The following is a 5,339-nucleotide window of genomic DNA, read 5'->3' on the forward strand; positions in this document are numbered from 1 at the left end:
CTCCGTGCTGCGGGAAGCGCCAGGTGGCCGTGTCCAAGTTGCCAGACCCCGCCGTCGTCGATCCTCTCCAGCACCACCCGCTGAAGCGAGGTCTCGCGGGGGAGCCGATCGAGGTTTTCCATGCCGCGCTGCCGGAAAGTGAAATAGACAGCGTCGCCCGGAGCGTCTGAGCAGCGGTCCAGGGTGAATCGGCGGGCAAAAGCGGCGATGTTGCTGTGCGGGAGTTTCCGGGCCAGGTAGGGGTCCAGCATCCAGGAGTCGCAGCTCGCCACGGAGACCGCTTTGTCCGGGAAGTAACGGTCGAAGAACTCCCTGGCCTGGCTGAAGCTCGTGTCCACGAGGGCAGGGGAGAGGCCGCCATCCTCGGGGATGTGCACACCCAGCACCCAGGAGTCACTTGCGGCGGCGGAGCCTTCCTCGTCGCTGCGGACAAGGTGGAATTGCAGGCGGCCGATACGGAAGATGTTTCCGGCCATGTGGAGGGTCAGCCATGCCCACGTGTCCAAGCCGAAGCGACCATGGACCCTTCGGTTGATTCGAAGGTTCAGTCCCACATCGGCCAGGATCGCGGCAGACGATTTCGGCGGAATGCCAAGGGAAAGATGATGGCCGTGGACTACAGGCGCAAAGCGCAGGAGCGCCTCGATCCAGTCCGTTTCCGTGCAGCCATCGGCGGAGGCGGACGTGCTCGGAAAGACGCCCAGACGGGCGTCAAGGCTGGCAAGGGCCCGTCGGGTGCCGTCTCCAGGAGGTGACGCCAGCAGCGAGGCACACTCAAAAGCGTCCTCGCCCTGGATGTCGAGAAGCGTGAACAATTCGTCCTGCGCGACGCCCGTCATCGCTCAGTGACCGAAGGGGTCCGGGTCGACACCTGGCATCCAGCTCAGCCCGGGCACTCCCCAGCCGTTCTTCTTGGCCTGCTTCATCGCCTTCTTGGCGTATCGGTCAACCAGGCGGTTCACATAGAGCTTGCCGTCGAGGTGGTCGAATTCGTGCTGCATGACCCTCGCGAACCAACCGGTCGCGACGAAATCCACCGGTTGGCCGTGGCCGTCGAAGCCCTGGACGCGGGCCCAATCGGCCCTCTGCAGGGGGTAGTGCTCCCCTGGGAAGGACAAACAGCCTTCGACGTCTTCCTCGGGATCGGGAAGGGCGCCAGGGATCTTGGAGAGGGTGAGGACCGGGTTCACCAGGACGCCTTCGTCCGGAGCGTCGTCGTCGTTTGCGTATTTGAAGATGAAGATCCGCTTGCCCACCCCCACCTGGGGTGCCGCCAGACCGACGCCGTTGGCCGCCTCGTTCGTTTCGAACATGTCGGCAATCAAGGTGCGCAGCTCGTCGTCGAACACTTCCACCTCGCTCGCCCGGCGGTGAAGCACGGGTTCGCCCCAGATGGTGACTGGCAGGACGGTCATGTCAGGTGTTCCTCTGGTTCTCGGGTCTGGAATGGCCGGAATCGGCCGGAACAAAGCAAAGGCCGCACTGGATAACCAGTACGGCCTTTGGCTGCGATCGATAAACTGCTACCGACCTCATGAGGGTGAGCGACGGGGGTTGAACCCGCGACCTCCTGGACCACAACCAGGCGCTCTGCCAACTGAGCTACGCCCACCATGAGCCTTTTGCGCTTTCGGAATGACCCGTTAGCTGCGAAGGCAACGACAAAAACTATACCCCGTCTTGAGGGGTGGTTTTGCCACTTTTGACCGTTTGGCTGAAATTTCCCGAAAAGGTGCCCCAGATCACGTGTCCTCCGGAGTCTCCGGGCCGGCTGCGATCTGCTTGGAAATCTTCTGCGCTGTGGCCGTATCGGGACCCGGAGCCGGGACGAACACTGCCTCCCGGTAATAGCGCAGTTCGTCGATGGAGTCCCTGATGTCGCCAAGCGCGCGGTGGCCGCCGTGTTTAGCGGGGGACTGGAAATAGGCGCGGGGGAACCATCGGCGCGAGAGTTCCTTGATGGTGCTCACATCGATGACCCGGTAGTGGAGGTGTTCAACGATGTTGGGCATGTCCCGTGCGAGGAACATCCGGTCGGTTCCGACTGAGTTGCCACCCAGCGGGGCCTTCTTCGGATCCGGTACCCACTTCTCGATGTACTCCAGGACGATCGCTTCGGCTTCGGCCATGGTCTTGCCGTGCGGGAGTTCATCCAGGAGTTTCGAGCGGGTGTGCATGTCGCGGACGAAGTCGTTCATCTGTTCAAGTGCGGCGTCTTCGGGTTTGATGACGACGTCGACGCCGTCACCCAGGATGTTCAGCTCCGAATCGGTGACCAAGGCCGCAACCTCGATCAGGGCGTCGTTCACCAGGTCGAGACCGGTCATCTCACAGTCGATCCAGACGATGCGTTCATTAGTAATAGGCACCCGACCAGCCTACAGTTCAGGCGCATGGGAAGGGTGGCGGGGCGCCCCATTCCGCCCCTGCGGCGTACCGCGGCTGGTAAACTGGGCCGTTGTCGAGCGGTTGTTGCCTGCATCGATGAGCTGGACCAATGTACGTAGGGACTGGAATATCATGACGGCAGGCGGAACGGGCGTGGGCACCTCAAATAGCCGGGATGAGGCAAAGGAACCTGCGGTGCCGTCAGAGAAGGCCGCCGCCGGGCTCTACTCCCCGGATGCCGCGCACATCGGAGCCGGCACCCCCGGACAGATCAAGGCCTACGTGGCTGTCTGGCAAGGTTTTTTTGGGTCCCTGATGATCTTCGTCGGCTCAATCGGAGCCGGCTGGATCGCCAACGGCTCGCCCATGTTCAGGCACCCCCTTGTCATCGCCCTGCGCACCGAAGGTTGGGGCGTGACGACCTCCACGATCCTGCTGACGGCGGGGGCCATGCTTTTGGTCAGGTCATGGTTGAGGCTCGGGCAAAGGCTCAAGGACTGGGGGCCGGGCTCGCTCAGGTCCGTGGTTGTCGCCGTTGCGGCGTGGGCGGCTCCCCTCATGTTTGCCGTGCCCATCTATTCGCGCGACGTATACGCCTACACCGGCCAGGGCAGGCTGGTGCTGGAAGGCCAGAACCTTACACGGCCGGCATTTCCACGCTCAGCAACTGGTTTTCCCTGGGCGCGATCCTGCCTGGCTGAAGCCAAGACGCCGTACGGACCCTACTTCCTGTGGCTTGCCAGATGGGTTGTGGGCATCACCGACGCCCAGCCCGACTTTTCCGTTCTGCTCTTTCGGGTGCTTGCGACCGTGGGGGTGGTGCTCTGTGTGGTGTATGTTCCCAGGCTCGCCGAACTCCACGGGATCAACCCCGGCCGTGCGTTGTGGATCGCCGTGGCCAACCCGCTCTTTCTCATCAGCTTCGTCGCCAGTGCCCACAACGATGCCCTCATGGTGGGCCTGGCGGTGGCCGGAATGTACTTTGCAGCCACCGGTCGCCATATCACCGGGCTTCTGCTGGTGACCGCTTCCATCGGCATCAAGCCGATCACCGTTCTCCTCTTGCCTTTCATAGGCCTCATGTGGGCTGGTCCTGCCGCGAGCTGGGCCCGCAAGTTCCTGTTCTGGGGCGCGACGGCGGGTATCAGCTTCGCCGTCCTGGCAGTGAGCGGAATTCCTTACAACCTTGGCTTTGGATGGGTCTGGGCCATCCTCGATCCCACACCGGGCTATACGGGATATTCGCCTTCGGGCTTCCTCGGCCAGCAGGTCGAGGTGATCGCCAATCTCCTGGGCTTGCCGGGCTCCACCGTGGCCACCGGGCTCCGGACCCTCATGAAGTGGGCCGGAATCGGGTTGGTGGTTGTCCTGATGTTCCGCGGCGACTATTCACGGCTGGTGCGGCGCGCCGCCCTCGCGTTTGCCGCCGTCGTCATGCTTTCGCCGATTATCCAGCCGTGGTACATCCTGTGGTTCATCCCGCTGCTCGCGGTCACGGGCATCAGGGACGACTGGCAGATCAAGTCCCTCTATGTCGCCGTCACGTTTTTCGTTGCCTTTGGCGCGCAGGACCAGATTTCGGTGTTGTCTTTCGTGGAATTGAACGTCAAAGTGTCCTCCCTGGCCTTCCTGGTGGCCGTGGGATTCACCGTCTACCTGATGGTGTTGGACGTTCACACACGCCGACTCTTGATCCGCTCCAGCCCAACGCAACTGCTTCGCAGGCTTGAACGGCGGCTCAGGCGCTCCGAATAGCGCTTCGTGCGCCGGACTTGCGGCCCAGCTCCACGGTCCGCTGCACGGACCACCAGAGCAGGACCACCAAAAGCACATTCCGTGTGGTGAGCACTGCCGCCATCACGGGGTTGGCATGGATCAGCGGCGTGTAGAACAGCGGGTAGATGACGAAAGTCGTCATGGCGATCCCCATAAGGAGGGCGGCAGGAACCCTCCAACGGTTCCAATCGTGGGTCAGCCCTGCGATAACCACCGGCGCAAGCCAGATGATGAATTGCGGCGAACCCACCTTGTTGAAGACGATGAATGCGGTGGTCATCATGAGGGCGCCCTCGAGAAACAACTCTTCCGGCTCGGCACCCCGCCGAAGCGCCCAAAGCAAAAGGGCAGAGCCCGCGACGGCGGCAAGCACCAAGAGCGGCTGCATCAGGAACGCTGCCACGTTGGCTCCCGGCCCATACACCTCCGTGGAATTGATGGCGACGTTGTCGGCGATTTTGGAACCGCCGATATTGAGCACGCTCAACCAGACCCAGGGGGTTGAGAACGTGGCTTCAAGTTGCATGCCGCGTTCGCCTTGGTTGGTCAGAAAGTCGAGGATATGCGGCAGGCCGCCCGAAAGGTAGGTGCCCAGTGCGACGGCGGCAGTGACGCCGGCACCGCAGGCGATGATCCGCAGCCTGCGGTGGCTAGCGATGATGATGGGTACCAGAACGGCGGCTGGCCAGACTTTGATCCACGTGGCGATGCTGAGAAGGATACCGGCTGCCACAGGTCGCGTGGCCGCATACAGCAGGGCGACCAACACGATGGGTGCCGTGATGCCCTCCACCCGGGCGAAGCTGAGATAGCCCATGAAGGCGGTGAAGAACAGCCACCACCAAGCAGGGGCAATTCCCGTTGTCCTGCGCGGGCCGCGGGTCAGGACGAACAAGCCGGCGGCGTTGAGCGCCGTGATGATCAACGTCCACACCAGCAGGTAAGGACCCGGGCCCGCGATGTTGGCCAGGAAGATCGGAATCTGGGCAAGCACCGGGTAAACCCAAGGGCTGATCGCTCCGTGGAGATCCGCGGGGTTGTAGCCGGCCATCGCCCATTGACGGTACTGCTCAGTATCGCTGAACGTGTTTCCGGCCAGGAAGAAGCTTGCCATCCAGCCGAGGAAATACACATGGATCGCGGCGAAACCCCACCATACGCTGGATGGACGGCCG

The 5,339-nt window shown here is 62.7% G+C and carries 5 protein-coding genes and 1 tRNA gene; 1 reads left to right on the forward strand and 5 read right to left on the reverse strand.

Annotated elements, in window-relative coordinates; translation table 11 throughout:
• From AHiyo1_RS04580 to orn, 4 genes are all read right to left on the reverse strand, one after another.
• Positions 1-839: acyltransferase domain-containing protein (locus AHiyo1_RS04580; protein WP_113990565.1), on the reverse strand; the 839-nt coding region annotated here is incomplete at its 3' end.
• Positions 840-842: 3 nt separating this feature from the next.
• A complete protein-coding gene (gene def / locus AHiyo1_RS04585) occupies positions 843-1,415 on the reverse strand; it encodes a peptide deformylase (protein ID WP_059387769.1) in 573 nt (190 codons plus the stop codon).
• Positions 1,416-1,539: 124 nt separating this feature from the next.
• Positions 1,540-1,612, reverse strand: a tRNA-His gene (locus tag AHiyo1_RS04590).
• A gap of 130 nt (positions 1,613-1,742) precedes the next feature.
• The gene (orn, locus tag AHiyo1_RS04595; protein WP_084784354.1) at positions 1,743-2,369 is read right to left on the reverse strand and encodes an oligoribonuclease; all 627 of its coding nucleotides are present in this window, start codon (positions 2,367-2,369) and stop codon (positions 1,743-1,745) included.
• A 214-nt stretch (positions 2,370-2,583) separates the two neighbouring features.
• Between orn and mptB the strand changes: the two genes are divergently transcribed.
• On the forward strand, positions 2,584-4,143 hold the full coding sequence (gene mptB, locus AHiyo1_RS04600) for a polyprenol phosphomannose-dependent alpha 1,6 mannosyltransferase MptB (RefSeq protein ID WP_172465491.1): 1,560 nt from the start codon (positions 2,584-2,586) through the stop codon (positions 4,141-4,143).
• Here mptB and AHiyo1_RS04605 read toward each other — a convergent pair.
• A partial coding sequence (locus AHiyo1_RS04605; RefSeq protein ID WP_059387771.1) for a glycosyltransferase 87 family protein occupies positions 4,127-5,339 on the reverse strand: 1,213 nt, incomplete at its 5' end. The genes mptB and AHiyo1_RS04605 overlap by 17 nt on opposite strands.

The organism is Arthrobacter sp. Hiyo1 (assembly GCF_001263615.2).
GTDB lineage: Bacteria > Actinomycetota > Actinomycetes > Actinomycetales > Micrococcaceae > Arthrobacter.

Bases quoted from the DNA above. Each gene is read 5' to 3' on its own strand.
- def (WP_059387769.1), bottom strand. From the start codon at position 1,415: ATGACCGTCCTGCCAGTCACCATCTGGGGCGAACCCGTGCTTCACCGC.